This window comes from Vallitalea sediminicola (assembly GCF_054408565.1).
On sequence record NZ_BTPT01000323.1, the window covers coordinates 1 to 216 of the forward strand.

Sequence of the window (216 nt, forward strand, 5' to 3'; positions counted from 1 at the left end):
GTATAGCCAGTCTGATGGAACAGATATAGAAAATATCATCAAAGATTTCAGGAGACCATTTGACCTTGAAAAAGCACCTTTGGTTAGAATAAAACTTGTTAGGATAAGTAGTAATAGAGTGTACTTGATATATGATGTACACCATATTATATTTGACAGTTATTCATTTGGAGTGGTTCTTGAAGATTTGATAAAAATATATAACGGTTCTGTTTT

The 216-nt window shown here is 30.6% G+C and carries 1 protein-coding gene; it reads left to right on the forward strand.

What is annotated here, in order from left to right; genetic code table 11:
- A partial coding sequence (locus ACX6CF_RS26905; RefSeq protein WP_458788446.1) for a condensation domain-containing protein occupies positions 1-216 on the forward strand: 216 nt, incomplete at both ends.